The 22,488-nt window shown below is 49.4% G+C and carries 18 protein-coding genes; 13 read left to right on the top strand and 5 right to left on the bottom strand.

Going from position 1 to position 22,488, the window contains the following annotated elements; translation table 11 throughout:
- The first annotated feature begins 131 nt into the window (after positions 1–131).
- From ACEPST_RS07565 to ACEPST_RS07590, 6 genes are all read left to right on the top strand, one after another.
- Positions 132–1,307: a sensor histidine kinase gene (locus tag ACEPST_RS07565; RefSeq protein ID WP_203639321.1), complete on the top strand. Its 1,176-nt coding sequence runs from the start codon at positions 132–134 to the stop codon at positions 1,305–1,307.
- Positions 1,308–1,356: 49 nt separating this feature from the next.
- Positions 1,357–2,679 (top strand): serine hydrolase, encoded by a 1,323-nt coding sequence (locus tag ACEPST_RS07570; RefSeq protein WP_204121287.1) that lies wholly within the window; start codon positions 1,357–1,359, stop codon positions 2,677–2,679.
- A gap of 740 nt (positions 2,680–3,419) precedes the next feature.
- Positions 3,420–6,605, top strand: a complete 3,186-nt coding sequence (locus tag ACEPST_RS07575) for a YhgE/Pip family protein (protein WP_395390989.1) — start codon at positions 3,420–3,422, stop codon at positions 6,603–6,605.
- A gap of 87 nt (positions 6,606–6,692) precedes the next feature.
- Positions 6,693–7,193, top strand: a complete 501-nt coding sequence (locus ACEPST_RS07580; RefSeq protein ID WP_203644279.1) for a GNAT family N-acetyltransferase — start codon at positions 6,693–6,695, stop codon at positions 7,191–7,193.
- 195 nt (positions 7,194–7,388) lie between these two features.
- On the top strand, positions 7,389–8,195 hold the full coding sequence (locus tag ACEPST_RS07585) for an AzlC family ABC transporter permease (protein ID WP_203644281.1): 807 nt from the start codon (positions 7,389–7,391) through the stop codon (positions 8,193–8,195).
- A 17-nt stretch (positions 8,196–8,212) separates the two neighbouring features.
- On the top strand, positions 8,213–8,560 hold the full coding sequence (locus ACEPST_RS07590; protein WP_203644283.1) for an AzlD domain-containing protein: 348 nt from the start codon (positions 8,213–8,215) through the stop codon (positions 8,558–8,560).
- Between the two features lie 76 nt (positions 8,561–8,636).
- Here the strand turns inward: ACEPST_RS07590 and ACEPST_RS07595 are convergent, their stop codons facing one another.
- The 4 genes from ACEPST_RS07595 to ACEPST_RS07610 all read right to left on the bottom strand — a co-directional run bounded on the left by ACEPST_RS07595 (position 8,637) and on the right by ACEPST_RS07610 (position 13,546).
- A complete protein-coding gene (locus tag ACEPST_RS07595) occupies positions 8,637–9,458 on the bottom strand; it encodes a hypothetical protein (RefSeq protein WP_395390628.1) in 822 nt (273 codons plus the stop codon).
- A 201-nt stretch (positions 9,459–9,659) separates the two neighbouring features.
- Complete coding sequence (locus ACEPST_RS07600; protein ID WP_395390629.1) at positions 9,660–10,487, bottom strand: hypothetical protein; 828 nt, start codon at positions 10,485–10,487, stop codon at positions 9,660–9,662.
- A 327-nt stretch (positions 10,488–10,814) separates the two neighbouring features.
- Positions 10,815–11,693: a hypothetical protein gene (locus ACEPST_RS07605; protein WP_204121283.1), complete on the bottom strand. Its 879-nt coding sequence runs from the start codon at positions 11,691–11,693 to the stop codon at positions 10,815–10,817.
- 656 nt (positions 11,694–12,349) lie between these two features.
- Positions 12,350–13,546 (bottom strand): SAM-dependent methyltransferase, encoded by a 1,197-nt coding sequence (locus ACEPST_RS07610; RefSeq protein ID WP_204121282.1) that lies wholly within the window; start codon positions 13,544–13,546, stop codon positions 12,350–12,352.
- A gap of 214 nt (positions 13,547–13,760) precedes the next feature.
- On the opposite strand from ACEPST_RS07610, the gene ACEPST_RS07615 reads away from it, so the two are divergent.
- The 5 genes from ACEPST_RS07615 to ACEPST_RS07635 all read left to right on the top strand — a co-directional run bounded on the left by ACEPST_RS07615 (position 13,761) and on the right by ACEPST_RS07635 (position 20,249).
- Positions 13,761–14,663, top strand: coding sequence for a hypothetical protein (locus tag ACEPST_RS07615; protein ID WP_204121281.1), 903 nt, complete (start codon positions 13,761–13,763; stop codon positions 14,661–14,663).
- A 1,083-nt stretch (positions 14,664–15,746) separates the two neighbouring features.
- A complete protein-coding gene (locus tag ACEPST_RS07620) occupies positions 15,747–16,931 on the top strand; it encodes an ROK family protein (RefSeq protein ID WP_125763799.1) in 1,185 nt (394 codons plus the stop codon).
- A 995-nt stretch (positions 16,932–17,926) separates the two neighbouring features.
- Positions 17,927–19,018, top strand: a complete 1,092-nt coding sequence (locus tag ACEPST_RS07625; protein WP_395390631.1) for an AI-2E family transporter — start codon at positions 17,927–17,929, stop codon at positions 19,016–19,018.
- A 174-nt stretch (positions 19,019–19,192) separates the two neighbouring features.
- On the top strand, positions 19,193–19,885 hold the full coding sequence (locus ACEPST_RS07630; RefSeq protein WP_125763795.1) for a 2,3-diphosphoglycerate-dependent phosphoglycerate mutase: 693 nt from the start codon (positions 19,193–19,195) through the stop codon (positions 19,883–19,885).
- Between the two features lie 112 nt (positions 19,886–19,997).
- On the top strand, positions 19,998–20,249 hold the full coding sequence (locus ACEPST_RS07635) for a hypothetical protein (RefSeq protein WP_125763775.1): 252 nt from the start codon (positions 19,998–20,000) through the stop codon (positions 20,247–20,249).
- A 111-nt stretch (positions 20,250–20,360) separates the two neighbouring features.
- On the opposite strand, the gene ACEPST_RS07640 is transcribed toward ACEPST_RS07635, so the two are convergent.
- Positions 20,361–21,134 (bottom strand): hypothetical protein, encoded by a 774-nt coding sequence (locus ACEPST_RS07640; RefSeq protein ID WP_204121279.1) that lies wholly within the window; start codon positions 21,132–21,134, stop codon positions 20,361–20,363.
- Positions 21,135–21,473: 339 nt separating this feature from the next.
- Here ACEPST_RS07640 and ACEPST_RS07645 point away from each other — a divergent pair, with 339 nt between their 5' ends.
- Both ACEPST_RS07645 and ACEPST_RS07650 read left to right on the top strand, forming a co-directional pair.
- Positions 21,474–21,851 carry a hypothetical protein gene (locus ACEPST_RS07645; RefSeq protein WP_204121278.1) on the top strand — a complete coding sequence of 126 codons (378 nt, stop codon included), beginning with the start codon at positions 21,474–21,476 and terminating at the stop codon, positions 21,849–21,851.
- A 50-nt stretch (positions 21,852–21,901) separates the two neighbouring features.
- Positions 21,902–22,390: a hypothetical protein gene (locus ACEPST_RS07650; RefSeq protein WP_204121277.1), complete on the top strand. Its 489-nt coding sequence runs from the start codon at positions 21,902–21,904 to the stop codon at positions 22,388–22,390.
- Positions 22,391–22,488: the final 98 nt, after the last annotated feature.

The following is a 22,488-nucleotide window of genomic DNA, read 5'->3' on the forward strand; positions in this document are numbered from 1 at the left end:
GCAGGCGGCCAGCCAACGCACATCCATCCGCACCGAAACAAATGTAAAAAGAAGTGTCACCAATTGGAGAAGGAGTAAGTTATGGGCAAATGGGAACAAGTCCAATTGAATCGTCCGCGGGGGGCCGCAGTATGAAGCTAACCACTCGCGAGAAAAGCGCGCTGTTCATGGAAGGCGTCGTCACGGTCATCCTGTTGTTGATGCTGAACCTGGCGCTGCTGGTGCTGATCAGCCAAGCCATTCAGAGCAACCCTGGACTGCGGGACGGCATTTTTATCATCAAACGGTCCGTGGTCTTTGGCCCGAATCACTTTCAGCTGTGGAGCTGGGAAAATGTCTTCATTGGCTTCATGATCATCGCGGATGCCTTGGTCGTCTGGTGGCGGCTGATTCGACGTTACCGGCAAATGCAGCTGCATCATATCATTGAGGAGCTGCATTACATTGCCAATGGCCATTTTGATCACCGGATTCCGTTCCGGGTCAGCGGCGACGTGCAGCGGGTCGTGGATTCCGTCAATGCCCTGGTCGATTCCGTCATTCACTCGATGGATGAGGAGCGGGCGATTGAGAAGTCCAAGGACGAGCTGATCACCAACGTCAGCCATGATATCCGGACGCCATTGACGTCGATCATTGGCTACCTGGGTTTGATCGAAGACCAGCAGTATCACAGTCAAGAAGACGTTTTGAAATACACGCACACGGCTTTTTTGAAATCGAAACAGATGAAGTCCCTGGTGGACGACCTATTCGAGTACACCAAGGTCCGCCAGACGGACACGCCGCTGAGCCTGACGACCATCGACTTGGCCGCCATGCTCGAACAGCTGGGCGCCAGCTTCGAGTTGGAGGCCCAGAAGAAGGGCATGACGATTGGTGCGGCCAGCGAGCCGGCTAGTCTAATGATGGAAGCCGACCCCGAGAAGTTGGTCCGGGTGTTTAACAACCTGGTCTCGAACGCGCTGAAGTACGGCGACGGCGGGAAAGAAATCAACCTGCTCGCCAAGCGCGTCAGCGACAACGAGTTGGAGGTCCGCGTGACCAACGACGGTCCCAAGATTCCCAAGGAGTCGCTGGCCCTCATTTTCGAACGGTTCTACCGCGTGGAAGAATCCCGTTCCAAGGAAACTGGCGGGACCGGGCTGGGGCTGGCGATTGCGCAAAGCATCGTGGCCCTGCACGGCGGGTACATCTACGTCGAATCCGACGACGACCTGACCAGTTTCGTGATTCATTTACCCGTTAAACATGATCAACCCTTGGCCATTCCCCAGCGGTTAAAAACGGCGGGAGCGGTCAACTAAAGCTGCCGGACTTTTCCGGTAACTACATAAGATAGAGGAGTTTTAATTGATGAAACGTTTAAAACAAGTTGTTATGGGCTTGGTAACGGCGATGACGCTGTTTGCCGGGAGCCTCAGTACCCTTAGCGCGCCGGTCACGGCCCAGGCGGCCACGACCAGTACTAGCACCACGGTCAACCTGAAGGCCAAGGCTGGGATTGCCGTCGATGCCAAGACCGGGCAGATTCTCTACGATAAAAATAGTGATCAAGCCTTGCCAGTCGCCTCGATGACCAAGCTGTTGTCCATCTACCTGGTGCTCGACGCGGTCCACAACGGTCAGCTGAAGTGGGACCAAAAGATCACCGTGAACAAGGCTACGGCCAAGGTGGCGCAAAACACCAACCTGTCCAACGTGCCACTGCGCGCGGGTCACAAGTACACGGTCAAGGCGCTGTACCAGGCTTCCTTGATCTACTCCGCCAACGGGGCCATCGAAGCCCTGGGGACGGCGGTTGCCGGGTCACCGCACGCCTTCGTGGATAAGATGCGGGCTCAAGCTAAGAAATTGGGCATGACGAATGTTAAAATTTACAATGCTTGTGGACTGACGAACAAACAGGTCGGTAAGCTGGGTTACGATAACGAGGCTGGCTCCGCCGAAAACGAATGGTCCGCTGCCGACCAAGCCAAATTGGCCGTTGCGCTGTTAAACAAGTATCCAGAAGTCCTGCAGACCACCAGCGTCAAGAAGATGTGGTTTGAAAAGGGTACCAACGACGCCACCAAGATGGAAAACTGGAACTGGATGTTGAAGGGCTTATCCGCCTCATACGCAAAACTTCACGTGGACGGCTTGAAGACCGGGACCTCCGACGCGGCCGGTGCCAACTTTACCGGGACTGCCAACAACAATGGCAACCGAATTGTCACCGTCGTCCTGCACGCGGCCCACAAGTCCGAGACCGATCCGTCTCGTTTCAAGCAAACGCAGAAGATGATGTCTTACGTTTACAACAACTTCAAGACGGTTAACGTCAAGGCCGGTAGTCAGGTGACTGGCAGTAAGACGGTCAAGACCAACGATGCCAAGGAAAAGACGGCTAAGCTTGCGTTGACCCAAGGCCTGAAGCTGTGGATTCGCAACGACCAAGTCGCTAGCAATGTTCAATCCACCACGACGCTGAAGAGTAAGCTGACTAAGAACAAGGCCTTGGAAGCGCCCGTTGCCAAGAACACAGTCGTCGGGACCGCCAACATTTCCTTGAAGGGCGATCAACTCGGCTTCTTGGGGAATACCAAGACGACTAGCGTGCCGGTTAAGGTTACTGGGGCGGTGGAGAAGGCGAACGTCTTCGTCCGCCTCTGGCGCGCCATCGTCGCATTGTTCTAAACTTTTGTGTCTTTGGCCGCGCCTCCGGGCTGGTGAAAACTGGGCCTGGTCGCGTCCGTTCCCGGCGGCGCGCTCAAGGCGCCCTGCTGTGGGGCCGGTTCCAGCCGAAGAGCGGGCTTCCACCTCAACTTTGAGCCTGAAAAGCGGTCTCAAAGGTTGTCCCGTGAACTAGGCTGGAAAAGAACTCCAGCCAAGGTCACCGACACAGCCGGGCACCTTGGCTCGCCTCTGGTCACTTCCACGGCCGGCCCAGTTTTCCCAGCCCTGCGGCTGACACTGGTTTAGAACAAAACAACGATTGTCGTTTGGGTGGTTTCATTTAAAAGTGTAAGTTAGAATCCTCAATCAGGGTGGTTACTCTGGTTGGGGATTTTTTAGTGGGGTGGAGTTAGGAGGAATGATCAATTGTCATTTCAAGGAGGGGTGCTCGTAGCCTTAGGACCCAGGGGACAGTGCTCATCTACCCATTTGATTCAAATCAATGTACCTAGTTGACGCGTGGGATATAATATTTTATGTAGTTAAGGGCCAACCTTAAATGTGTCTGAAATTTATTTTATTTTATAAAAAGTTGGCTAAACGTTGATTTTACACTGTTGGTGGCGATTACGTTAGATTGTTGATGGCGTGTTGTTGTTTTGACAAGTCAAGTATTAATGTGCGAAGATACTCTTTAACATTAGCTGAGAACGCGCAATTTTAAGATTATTTTTAGGAAAAGGGAGTTGGCATTCGTGAACATGATTAAAGGCGAGTGGAATTACATTCGGCACAACCGGTTGATTTTAATCTCCGTGTTGGCCATTATGTTTATTCCATTCCTCTACAGTATCTTCTTTCTGAAATCGGTTTGGGACCCATACGGCGAAACCGGTGAACTACCCGTCGCGGTGGTTAACCAGGATAAGCCAGTGACTTACCAAGGCCAAAAATTAAACGTTGGGGATCAAACGATTACCAACTTGAAGAAGAATAAGCAGTTGGGATGGAAGTTCGTTTCCGCTAAGACGGCGGCTGACGGGCTGAAGCACCACAAATACTATACCGTTATTACGTTTCCTAAGAACTTTTCGGCAAACGCTGCGACGGCGCTGAACAAGCACCCGAAGAAGATGACGTTTACCTACAAGACGAACGGTTCTGCCAACTACATCGCTCAGGTTATGAGTGAAGTGGGGTCCTCCAAGCTGGACAGCGAAATCCGTGCCAAGGTGACGAAGGCGTACGCCCAAGCTACCTTTAAGCAAATCTTCGCCGTTGGTAAGGGGATGGACAAGGCTGCCAAGGGGTCCGCTCAGTTGAAGAACGGGACGGTTACCTTGACGGATGGTCTGAACACCTACACGACCGGGGTTCACACGTTGAACAACGGCCTGCAACAAATGAAGACGTCCGTGACGCCACTAGCTACCGGGATTCAACAATTGTCGACCGGGGCCAAGACGTTACAGACCGGTTTAGGCACCTACACGGCTGGTGTGGGACAATTCGCTAGTGGGGTTAATACCTATACTAGTGGGGTTGGCCAATACACCAGTGGGGTTAACCAATTTACCGGTGGTGTCAGCAAACTGAGTGCCGGGATGCCTAAGTTGACCGCTGGGACTTCCCAATTAGCTTCCGGTGCCAAGTCCTTGAAGTCTGGGACTTACACCTACGTTAATGGGGTCTACACGTTGAACTCTGGGGTGAAGACTCTGGGCAAGGGCTCGACTTCTCTGGCTAGCGGCGTTACTAAGCTGGCTGACGGGAGTAAGAGCTTGAACTCTGGGTTGTCTACTTTGAGTGGGAACTCTAAGTCATTGAACGATGGTGCCACTGCCCTGGCTACTGGTGCAACTACCTTAAAGAATGGGGTCGACCAGTTAGAGACAGAGTTGGGAAACATGGCAGCTATGTCTGGTGATTTAACAAACGCCCAAGGGCTATTACAAAATATTCAATACGCCGCATCAATTTCAGGCAGCGATGGAACGAGTATGGAGACTGCCTCGGGCCAATTGTATACAGCTATGCAACAATTAATGGCAGCACAGGCTGCAGCTAAAGCGGCTGCATCCAGCGCCCAGGCTGCGACGAACCAGATTAAGAGCGATGTTGCTGGGTCAAATGCTGGTACTTCTGGTTCAACAACGGGTAGTGCCAACGAGACGGCCAAGAGTAACATTGAAGAAGCAACTTCTAAAGCAAATGATTTGGCTGGAGCAATTGGATCGGCAAGTAGTGACGCTGATATCAAAAAGAATGTAGCAGACCTACAAGCACAATTGACTATAATCAATGATAATGCTAAGAACATTACGGCTGAAAAACAGGCTTCGGCTGCCACAGCCAATGCCTCGGTGCTTAAGGATGCAACTGCGGCATCTGCCGCACAGGACGCGGCCCAGACGGCTATGCAAAATGTGCAGGTAAAAGCTGGGGAGCTGTTAAAGATTATGCAGTCTGCGAACATGACTGATGATCAATCTGCTGCACTCAAGGCATTGATGGCTGGGAATAGTCAAGATGCTGCAGCTCAAATGACTAAGTTATCTGCTGATTTAAAGGTATTGTCAGGACTAAACTCCGATGACAGTAAGAAACAATTGCAAGCCTTGAAGGATGGCGCCACAGCTTTAAGTACGGGTGCTACGCAATTAAGTACCCAATTACCTCAATACACGTCCGGCGTCGACCAAGCCTTCGCAGGCTCAACCACGCTGAACAACGGGTTATCTACGCTTAACAGCCAAGTGCCAACCTTAACCGACGGGGTCACCCAGATCATGAACGGGACGGCCAAGTTAGCTAAGAACGGTCCTGCCCTGAAGAGTGGGTCCAAGAAGGTTGCTGCTGGGGCTACGCAATTGAACGGTGGGCTGAAGACGGCCGCTGCTGGTGTGAACCAGTTGAACGCCAACACGGGCAAGTTAACGGCTGCCGGCAACAAGCTCAACACCAACACGCCTAAGCTGACCGCCGCTGGCAACAAGCTGACTAGTGCTTCTAGCCAACTGACCAACGGTGCCGGTCAACTGAGTTCTGGGTTGAACACCTTGAATGGCAAGATCCCAACGTTAACCAGTGGGGTCAACCAACTGGCCGATGGTTCACAACAATTGGACGACAACAGCAACAAGCTGATGCAAGGTGCCAACAAGCTCAAGAAGGGGAATGGCACGCTGGCCAAGTCCCTGAAGAGTGGTGCTGATCAACTCAAGGCCCAACCGTTGACCAACAAGACGGCCGACATGTTTGCCGCACCAACGCATTTGAAGCATGAAAGCTACAGTTACGTGCCTAACTATGGCCATGCCTTAGCACCTTACGTGTTATCCGTTGCCCTCTACGTTGGGGCCCTGGTCTTCAACTTTGCCTTCCCAATTCGGAAGGTCTCACGCGAAGGTGGGAGTGCGACTGGCTGGTACTTGAGTAAGGTTTCCATTGGTGCCGCCGAAGGGCTCGCCATGGGGCTGATCGAACCCGTCCTGATGATGTTAGGTGGCTTGAGTGTTGATCACCCAGGTCAAATGATTCTGATTTCCATCTTCTTCGCGGAAGCGTCGATGTTTATCGTCATGTTCCTGTCGATGTTACTGGACAACCCTGGTCGTTTCATCGCCATGGTTCTCCTGATGCTACAACTTGGTGGTTCCGGTGGGACGTTCCCAATGGAAGTCACCAACCACTTCTACAACGTCGTTCACCCATTCCTGCCAATGACTTACTCAATCCTCGGATTCCGTGAAGCCATTACGTCGGGGATGTCGGGAATGGTCGGTCAAGCCTTATGGGTCTTAGCACTCTTTACCATCATTGGTTTAGCGCTGCTCTGGCCAACGATGATTTGGCTGCAGAAGAAGCATCTCATGGGCAAGTCACAACTGGATGATAATCAAAAACTCCAGGCCGTTGAAGACCCAGAGTCGAATTCACATTCATAAAATTTAAAATGGAAGCGTCGTGAAACCACTGGTTTTGCGGCGCTTTTTGCGTATAATCGATTTTATTGAGAGAAATGAGGGATGGATATGTCAGTCACGTTTCGGTTAGCCACGACCGCTGATCAGCCGCGGGTGGTCGCGATTTATAATCAGGCAATTGCCACCAAGGGAAGTACCGCCGACCTGACGCCGATGACGGTCGCCCAGCGCCAACCGTGGTTCCGGGAGTTCTCTGCGGACCACTTTCCGTTGTGGGTCATCGTAGAAAATGACCAGGTTGTTGGCTTTGTCGGGCTGGAGCCCTATAGTGATCGCGTAGCCTACGCGCAAACGGCAGAAATTGCCCTGTATTTGGCGTCTGAGGCGCAGGGCCACCACTTGGGTGGACAAGCCGTAGAATGGGCTGAGAGGGCCGGAAAACGCCTGGGACTGACGACGATTATTTCGCGGATCTTTGGGCACAACCAGGCCAGTCGCCATTTATTTGAAAAGCACGGCTACGAGCACTGGGGCCATTTGCCAGCGATTGCTGACATGCAGGGCTTCACGGCCGATTTGGAAGTCTACGGCAAGCATTTAACGGAATAGGAAACGATGAAAATTCGCTGGATTTTTTCACAAACCTTTAATCAAACGAGGGGGTAACGGGGCTGACCTTTGCTAAATATCACAACTGTTATATGAAAATGACGTGAAACATGTTAAAATATCATCGTGTGGTTTTATCATGTAAACCCATTAACTTGCTTCATATCTCAGAGTATTCGACGGAGGCAAACATTCTTGAATAAACGACGGCCAAACCCCAAGCAGGTGCCGGACCCCAATGAACCCTTATGGCGGTCGACACTGCGGGTAGCCATGCCCCTTAATTTGAGTTACATTCCGATTGGGCTGGCTTGTGGGATTTTGCTACACGCGGCAGGGTTCAATACCTTACTGACTGGATTAGTTTCGATATTGATCTTTTCTGGTGGGGCACAATTTTTAATTGCCACGATGTTGACCATTAATTCCCCACTACTTTCAATTGTTTTGATGTTGTTCTTTTTGGAATTACGGTATGCATTACTGAGTTCGAGTTTATCGCCTTACTTAAAAGGCCAATCCAATCGCTTTTTATTTGCGTTTGCGATTTCTTTAAACGATGAAAATTACGCCATAAACTACTTAAAATTTGCCACGGATAAAAAGTGGACGGGTAAGGAAGCCTTGATGGTGGAGCACTATTCCTTGCTGTTCTGGGCCGTCAGCAACATTATCGGGAGTTTGATCGGTAGTGCGCTGAAGATTGACCTGGGAGTCGTGAACTTTGCGCTAACGGCGTTGTTCTTGTACATGATCGTGATGCAGATCAAGAACCGTTTGACGATTGTCATTTGCCTGATTTCTGGGGTGTTGGCAGCGCTCTGCATGATGCTCACCAAGAGTACGTTAGGGCTGGTTATTTCGACGATTATTGCTTCATTGATTGGGTTCTTCCTGGAGACGACGTTGCGCAAACGCTTGCCAGATAGCCACTGGCTGTGGAAACTTCGCAGTCCGGGGTCGAAGAAGTCAACCGTGGAGAGTGAATCGGACGCTGATTAGGATACAGGAGACGCTATATGAATGCAGTTAATACGTGGAACAGTACGCAACACTTTTGGTTGATCATTCTCGGCTTTTGTGTTGCCTTCGTGCCGCGCTTCATTCCCTTAATGTTGTTCACGAAGCGGGCCATTCCCGAATGGTTCAACGAATGGATGAAGTTTGTGCCGGTTTCATTATTTACCGCGCTGGTCGTGAAGGATGTCTTCATCGACAGTGCCAGTTACCAGATTATCTTTAACCATTTTTCCGAAATGATTGCGGCGGTTATCGTCGTCATCATTGCCTACCGCACGCGCTCCATGGCCATCTCGGTCATCGTCGGCTTGATAGCCGTGTTCTTGTTGAGCATGTTTATTGCGTGACGTGGGTTAAAATTAAATTGATTTGTTGTATGTAAAAGGCGGAGCTGTTGGGCTCCGCCTTTTTTGATTGCTTGGATTATGCGTTGGGGTCTTTGGTTTCTGATTGAACAGGTTTCTTATCTGGATTAGTGGTGTTCGATTCGCCCGGTTGGGCTGGGGTAGGTTCGGCAGGGGCGACTGGATTGACTGGCTTTTTATCATTATTAGTAGGCGTAGATACGTTGACATCACCGTTAGAGGCAGTGTTGCCACCTGGGATAGTTGGTGCAGGAGTGCCGGATTGTCCAGGTTCGGCCGTAGTGTTGCCACCTGGGATAGTTGGTGCAGGAGTGCCAGGTTTTCCAGGTTCGGTCGTAGTGTTGCCACTTGGGGTAGTTGTCCCGGGAATACCAGGTTTCCCAGGCTTCCCAGGCTTGTTTGGGTGACTTGGAATACTTGGCTTGTTTGGTTTTTCTTGTAGGTTTGAGCTTTCAGAAGGTGTTATTGGTTTGTTTGGATGTGAGTCTGATGTTGATGATCCCACATTGTTGGTTGATTTTGCCTTGTGGGTATAAGTGCGTGCCTTTAATCCCGCTTTGGTTGCCTTGAGCTTGAAGTTTAACTTCGTGAGGTTATTGTGCTTAACCGTAAGTGTGAACTTACCATGCTTGTTGGCAGTTGTCGAAGACTTTTCTCTGTGTTTCAGCTTCAGCAGTTCGATGTGGGATTTTGCTGTCGTATAACCAGTGACCTTGTGTTTAGTGACCTTGACGTGGGTAAACTTAGCAACGGATTGTTGGGTCTTAGCGGCTAGCGCACTAACTTCTCCACCAGTAACGATTGAGACTAACGTAGCGGCCATAACAATCTTCTTCATATCCATAACAAATATAATCTCCCTTATAACTGTTTTTACCAACTGTTGTGTTGGTGAAATTACTATATCATGAAATGTAGACCAGCAAAAGAAGAGATGAAAATCACGGATAAATGCTTATGTGGTAAGTTATGGTGATTAGGCGAAGATTGAAAATTTAATTAATGCTATTTAAAAGTTTGTATGAACAGTATTTATTTGGTATATATCAAAAGCGGAGTCATTTACAACTCCGCCTTGGGTTTAGTTTGATGCAATCTCTAATAGGTCCTCGAGTTCATCTTTGAGGGTCCTTTGTGTGCTCTGTGCAGCGCTAAGTTCCTTTTTTAATTGTTCTGACTTATTGGCATCACCTGCATATTTTGCAGTTAAGTCTGTAACTTGTTTGCTTAATGCCTCCTTATCTTTAGTTAGCGTGTCAATTTCTGCTTTTTTCTTATCTGGATCTAGGGCAGAAATGGCAGCGGTCTTTTGAGATATCTGGTCGCCAAGACTATTGATTTCTGTTGTGTGGCCGGTGATTTTCTCTTGCTCTTTTTTGATATCATCAATCTTTTTTTGAGCATCCTTAAGAGTTCGGGTGATTGTTTTGACGGACGAGCTATATGACTGGTCAACGACGACATACTTAGGAGTATCGTGTTTCTTTTCAGGCTTCTTATCCGCACTAGAACTATCAGGCTTAACAGTAGCAGGGGGGGCGGTCTGCGTCTCAGTAGTAGCGCCATCATCAATCGACTGCACAGCCTTCTTAACCTTATGCGTGTAAGTCCGGGCCTTCAAGCCAGTCTTAGTAGCCTTCAGCTTAAATTTCAACTTCGTCAGGTTGTTGCTCTTAACTTTCAGTGTGAACTTGCCGTGCTTGTTGGCAGTAGCCGAAACCTTTTCCCCGTGCTTCAGTTTCATTAGTTTGATGTGGGACTGGGCGGTCGTGTAGCCCGTGACCTTGTGCTTCGTGACCTTAACGTGCGTAATCTTAGCGACAGAGTGTTGGGTCTTGGCAGCTAGGGCGCTAACTTCTCCCCCGGTAACAATCGAAAGCAACGTGGCAGCCATAACAATCTTCTTCATATCCATCTTCAATATAATCCCCTTTATAACTGAGTTGGCCAACTATTCTGCTGGTTGAAGCTACTATAGCATGGGGGTCACCCCGGCAAAAGCGGAGATGAAAATCAATCAAAAAGGTTCATACGATTAGCCGTGCAAATCACCAATAGCGACGGCAATCCAGGGGCCACACGTTTTCACAATAAATACAGTTGTGTCGAAAATTAATAAAAAGGTATGTAAAAATAGCTAAACGGATATGAGTCAGCTAATAGGGGAGACCAAAGCAAAAAGCACACAGCCCCCACCGTGTGCTTCGTCCTCTTTTCCCCCAAAATAGTGTGTTGCTTACCTAATCTCCTCTGGCACATAGGTCTTATCTAATGAAGCCAATTCATCCATCAGACTACTGAGCTTCGTCCGCGCATCTTCCAATGGAATCAGGTACTTGTACAACTCAGCGCGTTCGTCCTGTGCCGCGATGATGGTAGCATTGATGCGAGCAATCTCCTGCTTAGCTGATTGGATTCTCGCTGCATCTTGCTTGGCGATGGCGTCGGCCAAATCCTTTTTGACGACGTCACGATTGGCTCTTTGGTTAAGGATGATAGCGCCGCATTCTTTAATTCGATTGGATGTGGGCGCTAACTGCTGTGTTATCCGGACGTATTCCGCTTTAGCCGCGGCCACTTCCGCACGTTTAGCTAGAACCAGCTTGGATACGTTGACCCCAGTATCCGCGGCATTCCCCCCAGAATTACCGCTGGTGCCAGGTCGATGGTTCCCCGTTGATGGTGAGGTGGGCCGCGCCGGTGTGGCGGGCTTCACTGGCTTCGTTGATGCTGGTTTATTTGGCGTGCTTGCCACCTGGTTAGCTAACGCCTGCGTGATGGCTTTCTTGATCTGTTGACTGGTAAACGTCCGCGACCGGTAACCTGGTTTCGTGGCCGCCAGCTTGAATTTCAACTTCCCCAAGTTTTGATGCTTCAAGCTGAGTTTGAACTTGCCAAGATGATTGGTCCGCCCACTCGCCAACGACTTCCCCCGAGCGTCGAAGAGCTGGACCTTGGCATTCTTGGTCGTTTTGCCGGCCACGGCGTGTTTGGTCACCCGCACCTGCGTGAGCTTGCCAATGGTTTTGGTTGCGGCCAGCGAACTGATTTCCCCGCCGGCGGCAAGCGTCAGAGTTGCCGTCAGTAACATCGCTTGCTTAATCCCCGTAATCATATGAAGTCTCCTTACTCTTTTAGTAGGCACAATTTAATTGTGTACCCAGAGTTTATCATGAAAACCGAGTCAAAAAAAGGAGAACTGAAAATCACAAACAACGGTTGAGGGCCATCACTTCACTAATTTAAAATTCGGATGAATGGTAATTAAACGGCAAATGAAACGATTACATAAGTCGTCGTTTTCACAATATCCATATTAAAAGCTTTGTGAAAATATGGTTTCGAGAACTATGAAGAGACAGGCTCACCTGATGAAAATACGTTATCAAGGTCCGTATACCTAGTTGTAAAAACTAGGTACTTATATTTTCAAAGTTGCATGTTCACAATGGAGAAGGGGCGGGTGTTTGGGTCTCAACCAGTGTTAGCCGCAAGGCTGGTGAAAATGGCCTAAGCCGTGGGAATTCAGTAAGCGGCCGAGCCCGCTTACTGAATTGGTAGCTTTGAGACTCGGTTTTATGAGGCTCAAAGTAAGTCCAGAGACCGCTCCATGGCTCTGGACGTCCGCCCCAGCGTTCCAGGCCATTTTCACCAGCCTGGAGGCGAAGGGACAAACCAGTTAAACGCAAAAAACACCCGCCAACCGGTGATCAATCCGGTTAGCAGGTGTTTTTTTAGTCGAGTGATCCGCGGTCACCCGAGTCATTTGAATTAGTTAGCGACCTTGTCGTGGGTCTCATCGTACATGTAGTCCCGCGTCATTGGCAGCATCCGGGCAGAAGGGCCCTTCGAAATCAAATACTGAATCACGTCAATATTACCAGACTTGAAGGAAGCCGCGCAAGCCTGCAGGTAAAGATCCCACATGCGCACGAAGTTTTCGTCAAACATCTTGGTCACTTCATCGCGGTGGGCGTTGAAGTTGTCATCCCAAATTTCCACCGTCTTTTGGTAGTGACGGCGCAGGGGTTCCATGTCATCAATTTGTAAGCCACTTTCGATGATGTGCGTGGTGTTTTCAATCAAGCCGGGCACGTAGCCACCTGGGAAGATCCATTTGTTCAACCACCCATTGTTGGCCCCACCTTGTTGACGGGTAATCCCATGAATCAAGGCGACACCGTCGTTCATCAGGTACTTTTGCACGCACTCGAAGTATTGGCCCAAGTTTTCTTGGCCAACGTGTTCGAACATCCCAACGGAAGTGATGTAATCCCATTGTTCGTTGCCCAATTCCCGGTAGTCTTCCAGGCGAACTTCGGCGACGTCTTCGAGGCCTTGGTCCTTGATTTGTTGGTTCACGTAGTCGTATTGTTCTTGGCTCAACGTGATCCCGGTAACGTGCAGACCGTAGTCCTTAGCCGCCGTCAACATCAAGGTACCCCAGCCACAACCAATGTCCAAGAGCGTCTTGCCCGGTTGCGGGTTCAACTTCTTGATGATGTGGTGGACCTTGTTCATTTGCGCCGTGTACAGGCTATCTTCTGGCGTTTTGAAGTAGGCACAGGAATACGTCATGGTGTCATCCAACCATAAGTTGTAGAAATTATTACCGATATCATAATGGTTTTGAACGTCGGTGATACTTTCCTTTTCCGTGTGTTTTTGTTTAGGTAAGAAATGAATGAACTTCTTATTGTGGAAGAAACTGTCGGCGTTTTCGTAAGCGGCCGTCAGTAAGTCTTCGATGCTCCCATCGATTTCGATGGTGCCGTCCATGATGGCTTCCCCCAGCGCGATGGACGCGTTGCGGGAGATTTCCTTGACCGGAATGGCCTCGTGGAAGGTGATCGTGATGTCGGGAGTGCCAGTCCCATAGACATCGGAAGTCCCGTCCCAATAGTTAACGCGAACGGGGATGTTGAAGGTGTGACTCAGAAACGTTTTGTAAAATGTTTTTTCAAGCATGACAGGGGTCCTTTCCGGTTTTCTAGGTTTGAATTTGGACACAAAGAAAATAAAATTCACTTGGTCATTATACGCCTTTAAGGGGGTAAAGGGTAAGGGGAGACTTGGTGAAAGCGGTTAACATTAATTTGCGATTAGTCCGCGGTAAAATTGGGGGTTTCATTCGGCTTGCATGGTATAATGGAGATACAATTAACCAGCGGAGGTCTTTCATTTGAAAAAATGGGTATGGGTCGTGGCAACAATCGTTGTGGCACTGCTGATTGGCGGGTACGCGTATTCCAATCATCACGCGACAGCCAAAGAGTACCAAGCGGCAATGGCCAACGGTCGGACTGCCATTCAAGATAAACATTACACGCAAGCGGAAAGTTATTTCCAAAACGCTTTAAAGCGGCGGCTGAACGACAAGCCAGCCCAACGCTACTTAACGCAAACGCAACGCTTCGTGTCAGCGGAAAATGCGCTGGACGATTTGAAATTCGCTAGCGCAGCGGATCACTATGCCGAGGTCAAGAACACGACCAACGCGTCCACGGTACTGGTCAAGCGGGCCACCACCCAGGCCAAATTGGTCAAGGGAATTCGCGCCAACGTTAAACAATTTAAGAAGATTTTGAAGACGGCTTCGGGCCAGAACCAAGCGTTGAACTACGGGCAATCAAACACCACGTTGGATGAGCTCTTCAACAATGCTAAGTTCCGCCAGAAGTACTACAAGAACTTGTACGATCAAGCCTTAGCCCTGCGCAAGGCCAACAATGCCGGTCAAACGTCGGCAGCCTCGAGTGACAGCAGTAGCAGTTCCTCGTCGTCAGCGGCTTCCAGCAGCAACAACACCGGTGCCACCAACAGTTCCAGCGCATCATTGACGTCGTCAGAACAGTCAGCGGCCAACAATTATTCCGGTAGCAACGAATACACGGTCACGCAAAAGCAAAAGGAATTGGACGGCAAGACCATCACGGCCGGCCAAATCACCAGTGCCCGCAAGACTATCAACGCGGCCGGTGGCCAGGCAGACGCCATGAGTGATCAAGACGTCCGGGTCGCCTTACAAACGGCCAGCAAGAAGGGCATCTCCCTCACCAAGTACACGGAACAGTATCTGAAGTAGTCTTGGTGGTCGAAGACCAGATTGTGCTTTGCCAGCGCCTTACCGGGCGGGGCAAATAGGCCGGAACGCTGGGGGCAGGACGTCCCGAGCCGAAGAGTGGTCTCGGAACTTGCTTTGAGCCGAAGAACGCGTCTCAAAGTCACCATTTAACGCTAATCAGCAGAGCTGACCAGCATTAAATCCCCCGGCTGAGCCTATTTGCCCCGCCCTCACGGCTGATATTGGGGTTCGACCACCAAGGTGGCGACTTCAGGTTCTGTTCGTGACGGTGGGCTGGCATAGACTTTAATGAATACGATAATTTAATTTTGGGAAGAACGTTTCGCATCGACTATTGTTGGTGCGAGACGTTCTTTTTGTTTTACATGGTAATCACTGTTGTCTGGACCATGGTGGCCATGGGCTAAACCAGTGTCAGCCGCAGGGGTGGTGAAAATGAGCTTAGCCGTGGGAGTTCCCTTAGTGGCGGGTTGGGCCGCTTAGGGAACTGCTATCTTTGAGACGGGGTCTTCGGCTCAAAGTAAGTCTGGAGACCGCCCTTCGGCTCCAGACGGGCGCCCACCGCGTTCCGGTCTCATTTTCACCGCCCCGGAGGCGCTGACGAGGACTTGTTTAGCCCACAGCAGACGGAATGTCCAGAGGCCGCAGGTGGAGTGAATCCAACGACCGCCATAATGGATTAATGCAAAAAGAGTTAAGTCGATTAAGTAAGAAACCTTACCATATTCAACGATTGAAGGACAAAACTTGACATGTAAGGTAGGTTAGTAAACAAATCGGTTAATCAACTGATTGGCTAAATGACTAACACATTTAGTGATTTCGCGAGCTGTATCCCAATAGGCACGCGGTTTGTCTGGAATATTCCCGCAAAAACCGCCAAAAAATTCACGAGTCGTTTTCCATGCTATATTCGTTAGGAGGATTTACTATATAGTTAGAATCAGAATCTACAAGGGGGGTTAGGTAACGCGACCCCCGCAAATAGCGGGTGAGCACCAATCTTGGGGGATGGGGCAACCTAAACTGATTTGATTCCCGAATCGCCACAAGCTATTTTAGGGGCACGTTATCAAGAAAATTATGATTATCAACAAACACATTATGCGCACCACCAATGAGAAACAGGTTTTGCAGCAGATTGTGAATGCTGGCCCGATTTCGCGGAGCCAGATATCACGAAATCTTAGTTTGAATAAGGTTACGGTCTCGGATATTTATAGTCAGTTACTTCATGAAGGGTTGATCCGTGAGGTTGGTCACGGAGTAAGCACCCGGAATGGTGGGCGGAAGCCCGTTATGGCATTACTAAACGTGGGGTATGGTTATGTCATCAGTATCAACATTTTACGTTCTCGCTTCTCAATGATCACTTGCAGATTGGACGGGCGGTCCGAGAACTACGAAAGCGTGTCGACCAGAGACGTTGATCTGACGTCCGTGTTAGATATGATCGACGAACGCATCGCCAACATCATGGCGGCAAGCCAGACCCGGTTATTAGGTATCGCATTTGGCTTGGATGGCACGATTTATGAGAATCAGATTTTAGGCGCCTCACTGAAGGGCTTTAAGAACTTTGATTTGGCAAAATACTTTAGCGATAAATTCCAGGTGCCGGTGGTCTTGGAAAACTTGGCCAACGAGTCCGCGATTTACGAACGGGACTTTTCCGGTGAAGGAGTTTATCAAAACCTGATTTCGGTTACGATTCGTGATCAAGTTTCGGCCGGAATCATTACGGAAGGTCACCTGTATCGGGGGCACAACGGCGAGGCCGGTAACATCGGTAACTGTCCGTTGGCTGACCGGTATAAAGAAGATAATATGGAAACGGTGAACCACTACGTTGCGGAGGGGAACGTGCTGCAACGAATCATGGCCTACCAAAACATTGACCGGGTTGACGTCAACCGAATTCGGCGCGACTACCTGGGTCACCGGCCAGAACTGTTGTCCATTTTGGACGAGTTTGCCTACTACCTGAGCAAGGTCCTGGGCAACCTGTCCAGCACGTTCGCCCCAGACGCCATCATCGTCAACGCCCCCATTTTGGAGCTGTTGCCAGAGCTGATGGATCAGGTGCGCGACTACGTGGGCAAGTTAGAAATTTTAAGAAAAGCACCTTTGCTGTTAACCAAGAACTCCAAGGAAGCCTCACTGATGGGTGGCGCATCGGCCATCATTCACCGGGCGCTGGCCTTGGACGACTTACAACTGACCTTTAGCAATCAGCGGTCGGCAGTCTTAGAGGGAGTCGAAGCATAACGAAAACGAAACGGCATACGTAAGGGCTTCTGTTCATCGCGGACAGAAGTTTTTATTTTGCCCTTGAAACTGGTCTTTGTCAGCGCCTTACCGGGCGGGGCAAATAGGCCGGAACGCTGGGGGCAGGACGGCTGAAGCCAAAGAGCGGTCTTCAGCCTCGCTTTGAACCTCGAAAATCACGAGTTTCAAAGTCGCCATTTATAATTAGTCAGCTTTGCTGACTAGTTATAAATCCCCCGGCTGAGCCTATTTGCCCCGCCCTCACGGCTTGGACTGGTTTTAAGGGCGAAATAAACTAGTGTCCCTCCTTGGGTTGTCAGGTTGTTCAACGTTAATTCAATCTGAGTCGTTAATCAGGGTTACGTGTGATGTCTATTAGTTAAGTCTAGTGTGTGATCAGCTTAAAAGCCGAATTTGGTTCCAGCACAGTAAACGAGTTGGCCAGTCTGAGTGACCAGAGGCGGGTCAACCTGAACAGCTGTGTCGATGGCATTAGCTGAAGGGGCTATTTCAGCTTAGGCCATGGGCCGACCTTGGAAACTCGCGGTTTTTGGCGAGGTTTCAAGGCGAGGTGGAAGCCCGTTTCTCAGGCTGAAACCGGGCCCCAAAGCAGGGCAGGTTGAACCCGCCGCCGGGAACGAATGCCGGACGTAGCCATTTATGGGCCAAAATATTTTCGATGGGAACCACCCAACTTGAGCCGGAGGCAGCCAGGTACAGAGCCTGCTGTGTCGGTGGTGTTGGACCGAGCGGGCTTCTCGGCCCTACAGCACGGGACGACTTTTGAGACGCGTGGGCTTCGCGGCTTAAAAGCGAGCTGGAGGCCCGCTCCTCAGGCCGGAAGCGGGCCCCACAGCTGGTGGCGTACCTGGAGGCCGCAGGCGGCATGGTTTCACAGAACTCGTCAGCCAGCGAATATTTTCCAGGTAAACTGCTAGGGAATCTGGCGAGATACGGTATAATAAAGCTATTGAATGGATGGGGGAGATTCACAAGTGAGTGTATGGCAACGCTTCGTAGAAAATGTCCGGCTCCGGCGATTTACGGTGCTGGCGCTGATTATCTTTGTCCTGTGGCTGATCAGAGCGGAAATGAACATGATTCTACTGACGTTTATTTTCACGTTTTTGGTGCTGCAGTTGGTCAAGGCGGTGCGCAAGGTCGTTAAATTACCGCCGGCGTTGATTGTCACGGTGACCTACGTCGTCATCATTGGCGGCCTGTATTGGGCGGTCACGACCTATTTACCACAGATTTTAAATTCGTCGATGCATGGGATTGAACAGTTGTTTAAGTTCTATCAGAATCCGAAAAATGACAGCAACGAAATCATCAGTTACGTGGCGAACTACATCAAGACGTCTGACATTGTGAGCCAGCTGCAAAATGGCGCCAAGCTAGTCCTGACGTACGTTTCCACGATTGGCTCGTTCGGGGCGACGCTGTTTATGTCAATGATCTTGAGTTTCTTCTTCACGATTGAAAGTAAGCAGATGGGTGAGTTTTCCAAACGCTTCCTGACCAGTACGTATGGCTGGTTCTTTGAGGATATCAAATTCTTCGCAACCAAGTTCGTGAACACGTTTGGGGTCGTGCTGGAGGCGCAATTCTTCATTGCCCTGTGCAACACCGTGATTACCACGATTGTGCTGGCCTTCATGGGGATGCCGCAGCTGTCAACGCTGGCGATTATGATTTTCATCCTGAGCCTGATTCCAGTGGCCGGGGTCATCGTATCCGTGGTGCCACTGACGATTCTGGGGTATTCGGTCGGCGGGTTCCGCTACGTGGTCTACATCCTAGTGATGATCGTCGTGGTCCACGCGCTGGAGGCCTACGTGCTGAATCCGAAATTCATGTCGAGCAGAACGGAACTCCCCATCTTCTACACCTTCGTGGTGTTGTTAGCGGGTGAGCAACTGTTTGGCGTTTGGGGCCTGATCGTCGGGGTGCCAATTTTCACTTTCTTCCTGGATATCCTGGGTGTCCGGCCGGTCCATGGCCTGCATCAGCCACCCCACGTGGATGTGCAAAAATTACGTGAAATTCGGCGCAATTACGGCCCGAATAATGATAAAAAAGAGTAAATGAACGTGGCGCAGCCGAAATGGTGAGCGCCACTTTTTGTTAGGTTGCGGGCGCTCTGAGAGTTCTCACAGAAGAAAACGGTTTCATGTAAAGAACCACACAATTTAGCTGAAATTCGCGGCTAGATGGTGTAAAATGACAAAGTATTCTACGACAGAAAGAGGTTATAAGTGATGGCAAAATTAGTATTGATTCGCCACGGCCAAAGTGAATGGAACTTGGCAAACAAGTTCACTGGTTGGGTTGACGTTGATTTAAGCGAAAAGGGTGTCGAAGAAGCTAAGGCAGCTGGGAACAAGATCAAGGAATCTGGCTTGAAGTTCGACTACGCTTACACGTCAGTTCTGAAGCGGGCAATCAAGACGTTACACTACGTTTTGGAAGAATCCGACCAACTTTGGATTCCAGAAACCAAGACTTGGCGTTTGAACGAACGTCACTACGGTGCTTTGCAAGGTTTGAACAAGAAGGAAACCGCTGAAAAGTACGGCGATGACCAAGTCCACATCTGGCGTCGTTCTTACGATGTTTTGCCTCCACTTTTGGATGCAGACGCTGAAGGTTCAGCTGTTAAGGACCCACGTTACGCTAACTTGGACCCTAACATCGTACCCGGTGGTGAAAACTTGAAGGTTACCCTGGAGCGTGTAATGCCATTTTGGGAAGACCAAGTGGCTCCTAAGTTACTCGACGGTAAGAACGTCATCATCGCCGCTCATGGGAACTCATTGCGTGCCTTAAGCAAGTACATCGAACGGATCTCCGACGATGACATCATGGACCTCGAAATGGCTACTGGTGAACCAGTTGTCTACGACTTCGATGACAAGTTAAACATGACTAACAAGACGAAGTTGGGCAAGTAGTCCTTCTGAATCGAAGCCGCCTCGCACATGGGGGGCGGCTTTTTCGTGGCCTGAAACTGGCTATCAGTATAGATAATTCGCAACTAACCCATAAAGAGAAAAGAGATTGAATTTGGCAGACAAAGAAGTATCACAAATTGAAATGATGAAGATTATTGCACTGTTTAGAAAAGAAGGATTCAAGGGTGAGTACGAAACGTTCCAACGCGTTAGTGGCACGGATCGTGAATTCTTCGTGGTCATGAGTAATGAACAGGGAATCAAGGCGCTGTTCCGGGCAAGCCTAATGCTCAACGCCGTTGAATTTCAGTATGTGTTAGACGACAAGCACACGTTTGTGACGGAAGACGCCGACGCTAGCTAGATAGTCGAGAACGTCAAATAGGGACTAGCCCACAACTGCGGGCTAGTCCCTATTTGACGTTCATTTATTTAACGAGATTTCAAAAACAATCTTAAATTCGCAAATTTTAAATTACTTTGCTGGAGCCAAGAAAATAGCCGCGTCGCCTTGATTGACGCCTTCGCCATAACCATCTTCGGTTTGCACGCGGACACCAATGTGCCAGCCGTGGTACTGGGCCCGTTTGGCGGCAGGATAGCCAGCCTGCGCCAACAGGTTTTGGTAATTTTGCGTGTCCATGGTCGTCGATGAGTTGCTCAAGTGAATGTAGGTTTCACCGGCTGGCACCGTTGGCGATTGCTCACCATCGTCAGTGTAAACGACGCTACCCGCTTGGCTAGACAACTTCTGGTCGACCGTTGTGCCTGGGAATAAGCTCAAGATTTCTTGAATCAGGGTGTTTTCATTCGCGATTGGCAAATTTTCTGCTGGATCAGCTGGGTTTGTCTGCGTTGTCACCGTAGATGAAGCTGGCTTTTTAGCAGTGGCTGATGTTAAATAGCCCCGCCAAATCCAACCTTGAAGGGTTCCATCGCCACTCTTGACGTGATAATAAATAGCATTAACACCCTTGTTCTTTTCATACAATTTTTCGTGAGCATCCGTATACCAGACAACGGTTGGGGTCACGTCATTGTTACTATAACGAATTCCCAGGTGCTTTGAATAACGCGCCCCGGTAGTGGCCATCAGGGCATGACGCTTCATGCTTTTACGCCAAACCAACCGGACGGACTTGGACCGAGCCGCTGAATACTGACTGTTCGCGGAAGCTGTGACACTGGCTGCCCCTAAAACGCCAGCCCCAACTCCCAACACCATTAACGCCTGCATAACTTTTTTCATAAATGATTTTCCTCCCATTACCCCTAAAAACGACTTGAATAATCTCCGATGTATCTCGGTTGCTAGCTTATGTATCGGCAATCACTCATTATTGTAGAACTAAAGCAGCGGGGTGACAAGGACACGATTGTGCTGGAAGACGCGGACGGTGGTAGGTTTGAAACGAGGGGACAATTCAGTAAAAGGGATACACCTTTTTTGAAATTAAATATAGGAATTTTGGTGCTATACGTAAGTCGGTTTGCAAGGAAAAACACTCTGTTACCTGATGTATCAAAGAACAACACGTTGACGTATACTTAAACCGTTAAAAATTTTAAGTATCGGGGATGATGTGTCATGAAATTAGGAAAAATTGGTCGGTTACTTGGTATTGTCATTTTGGGATTATTACTAGGTGTTGTCACAGAAACTAGCATCACAGCGCCTACAAATGCCAGCGCGGCGACGAAAGCCATTTCGTTTCGTGAGGCTAAGCGAATTTTGAAAAGATCCGGATATTCTTCGGAGCTAGGCTATGCCAAGCTAAAGCATAAGACGCACGCCAAGACGATTATTTATACATATCCGGGAGCCAAGGGGATGGATAAATTCAGTCTGCATCCTTATGGGAAATCGCGGGTTAAAATCTACGCCTCGTTCGGGACGCTAGACACGGGTCACTTTACTAAGATCAGTTATATTCACTTGCCTAAATACAAGGTCGTTAAAAGATAGTCTCAATTACAGGCAAAAAATTCAAACAACGATTAATGGAGATGGATTAGATGCGCGTGAAACAAATCGTCATTATGGCAATCGCCGTACTTGGACTAACCCTTACTGGGGGCCAGGTGGCAAGTGCTTCGGTACGTTATACGAATGGGATGCCCAAACAATTAGTAGGTAAGTATTGGCGGAGTAAAATCAAACGGGGGACTGGCCGAGATGGCTATCCGAAAGGTTATCCCAAGTTTCTTTACGCTCACGGAACGAAACATAGTTTTTGGGTCAAAGCTTCCATGGCTGAAGGATTAGGAATCTATAAGCATGTCAGTTATTATAAAGATGGGGCTAGACACTGGTATTTAGCCGAAGATAACCCTTATCCGAAGAGTGGGGACTATGACTATTTCGAGGTTAAGCTAAGTAAGTCACATAAGACGTTGACGGTTAGCAATCTATTCTTTGATAAGGACTGGAATAGCCATCGAACGTATACCAAGATGCACAGCTTTACCCATCTTCCTAAATGGCATGGTCATGCGGCCAAGTAAGCTTTAAAGAGGAGTCAAAGAGAACACGAGATGTGCTGCAATTAAAAAGCATACGTCTCGTGTTTTTGTGTTCACGAGGCGCGAGCGCTCCGGCTAAA

It is taken from the genome of Levilactobacillus sp. FUA 3915 (assembly GCF_044053135.1).
Lineage (GTDB): Bacteria > Bacillota > Bacilli > Lactobacillales > Lactobacillaceae > Levilactobacillus > Levilactobacillus lanxiensis.

Excerpts from the sequence above, each read along its gene's own strand:
- ACEPST_RS07645 (WP_204121278.1), top strand. The coding sequence starts at position 21,474 with ATGAAATTAGGAAAAATTGGTCGGTTACTTGGTATTGTCATTTTGGGA.
- ACEPST_RS07630 (WP_125763795.1), top strand. The coding sequence starts at position 19,193 with ATGGCAAAATTAGTATTGATTCGCCACGGCCAAAGTGAATGGAACTTG.
- ACEPST_RS07640 (WP_204121279.1), bottom strand. The coding sequence starts at position 21,134 with ATGAAAAAAGTTATGCAGGCGTTAATGGTGTTGGGAGTTGGGGCTGGC.
- ACEPST_RS07620 (WP_125763799.1), top strand. The coding sequence starts at position 15,747 with ATGATTATCAACAAACACATTATGCGCACCACCAATGAGAAACAGGTT.
- ACEPST_RS07570 (WP_204121287.1), top strand. The coding sequence starts at position 1,357 with ATGAAACGTTTAAAACAAGTTGTTATGGGCTTGGTAACGGCGATGACG.
- ACEPST_RS07650 (WP_204121277.1), top strand. The coding sequence starts at position 21,902 with ATGCGCGTGAAACAAATCGTCATTATGGCAATCGCCGTACTTGGACTA.
- ACEPST_RS07565 (WP_203639321.1), top strand. The coding sequence starts at position 132 with ATGAAGCTAACCACTCGCGAGAAAAGCGCGCTGTTCATGGAAGGCGTC.
- ACEPST_RS07610 (WP_204121282.1), bottom strand. The coding sequence starts at position 13,546 with ATGCTTGAAAAAACATTTTACAAAACGTTTCTGAGTCACACCTTCAAC.
- ACEPST_RS07605 (WP_204121283.1), bottom strand. The coding sequence starts at position 11,693 with ATGATTACGGGGATTAAGCAAGCGATGTTACTGACGGCAACTCTGACG.
- ACEPST_RS07580 (WP_203644279.1), top strand. The coding sequence starts at position 6,693 with ATGTCAGTCACGTTTCGGTTAGCCACGACCGCTGATCAGCCGCGGGTG.
- ACEPST_RS07600 (WP_395390629.1), bottom strand. The coding sequence starts at position 10,487 with ATGAAGAAGATTGTTATGGCTGCCACGTTGCTTTCGATTGTTACCGGG.
- ACEPST_RS07590 (WP_203644283.1), top strand. The coding sequence starts at position 8,213 with ATGAATGCAGTTAATACGTGGAACAGTACGCAACACTTTTGGTTGATC.
- ACEPST_RS07575 (WP_395390989.1), top strand. The coding sequence starts at position 3,420 with ATGATTAAAGGCGAGTGGAATTACATTCGGCACAACCGGTTGATTTTA.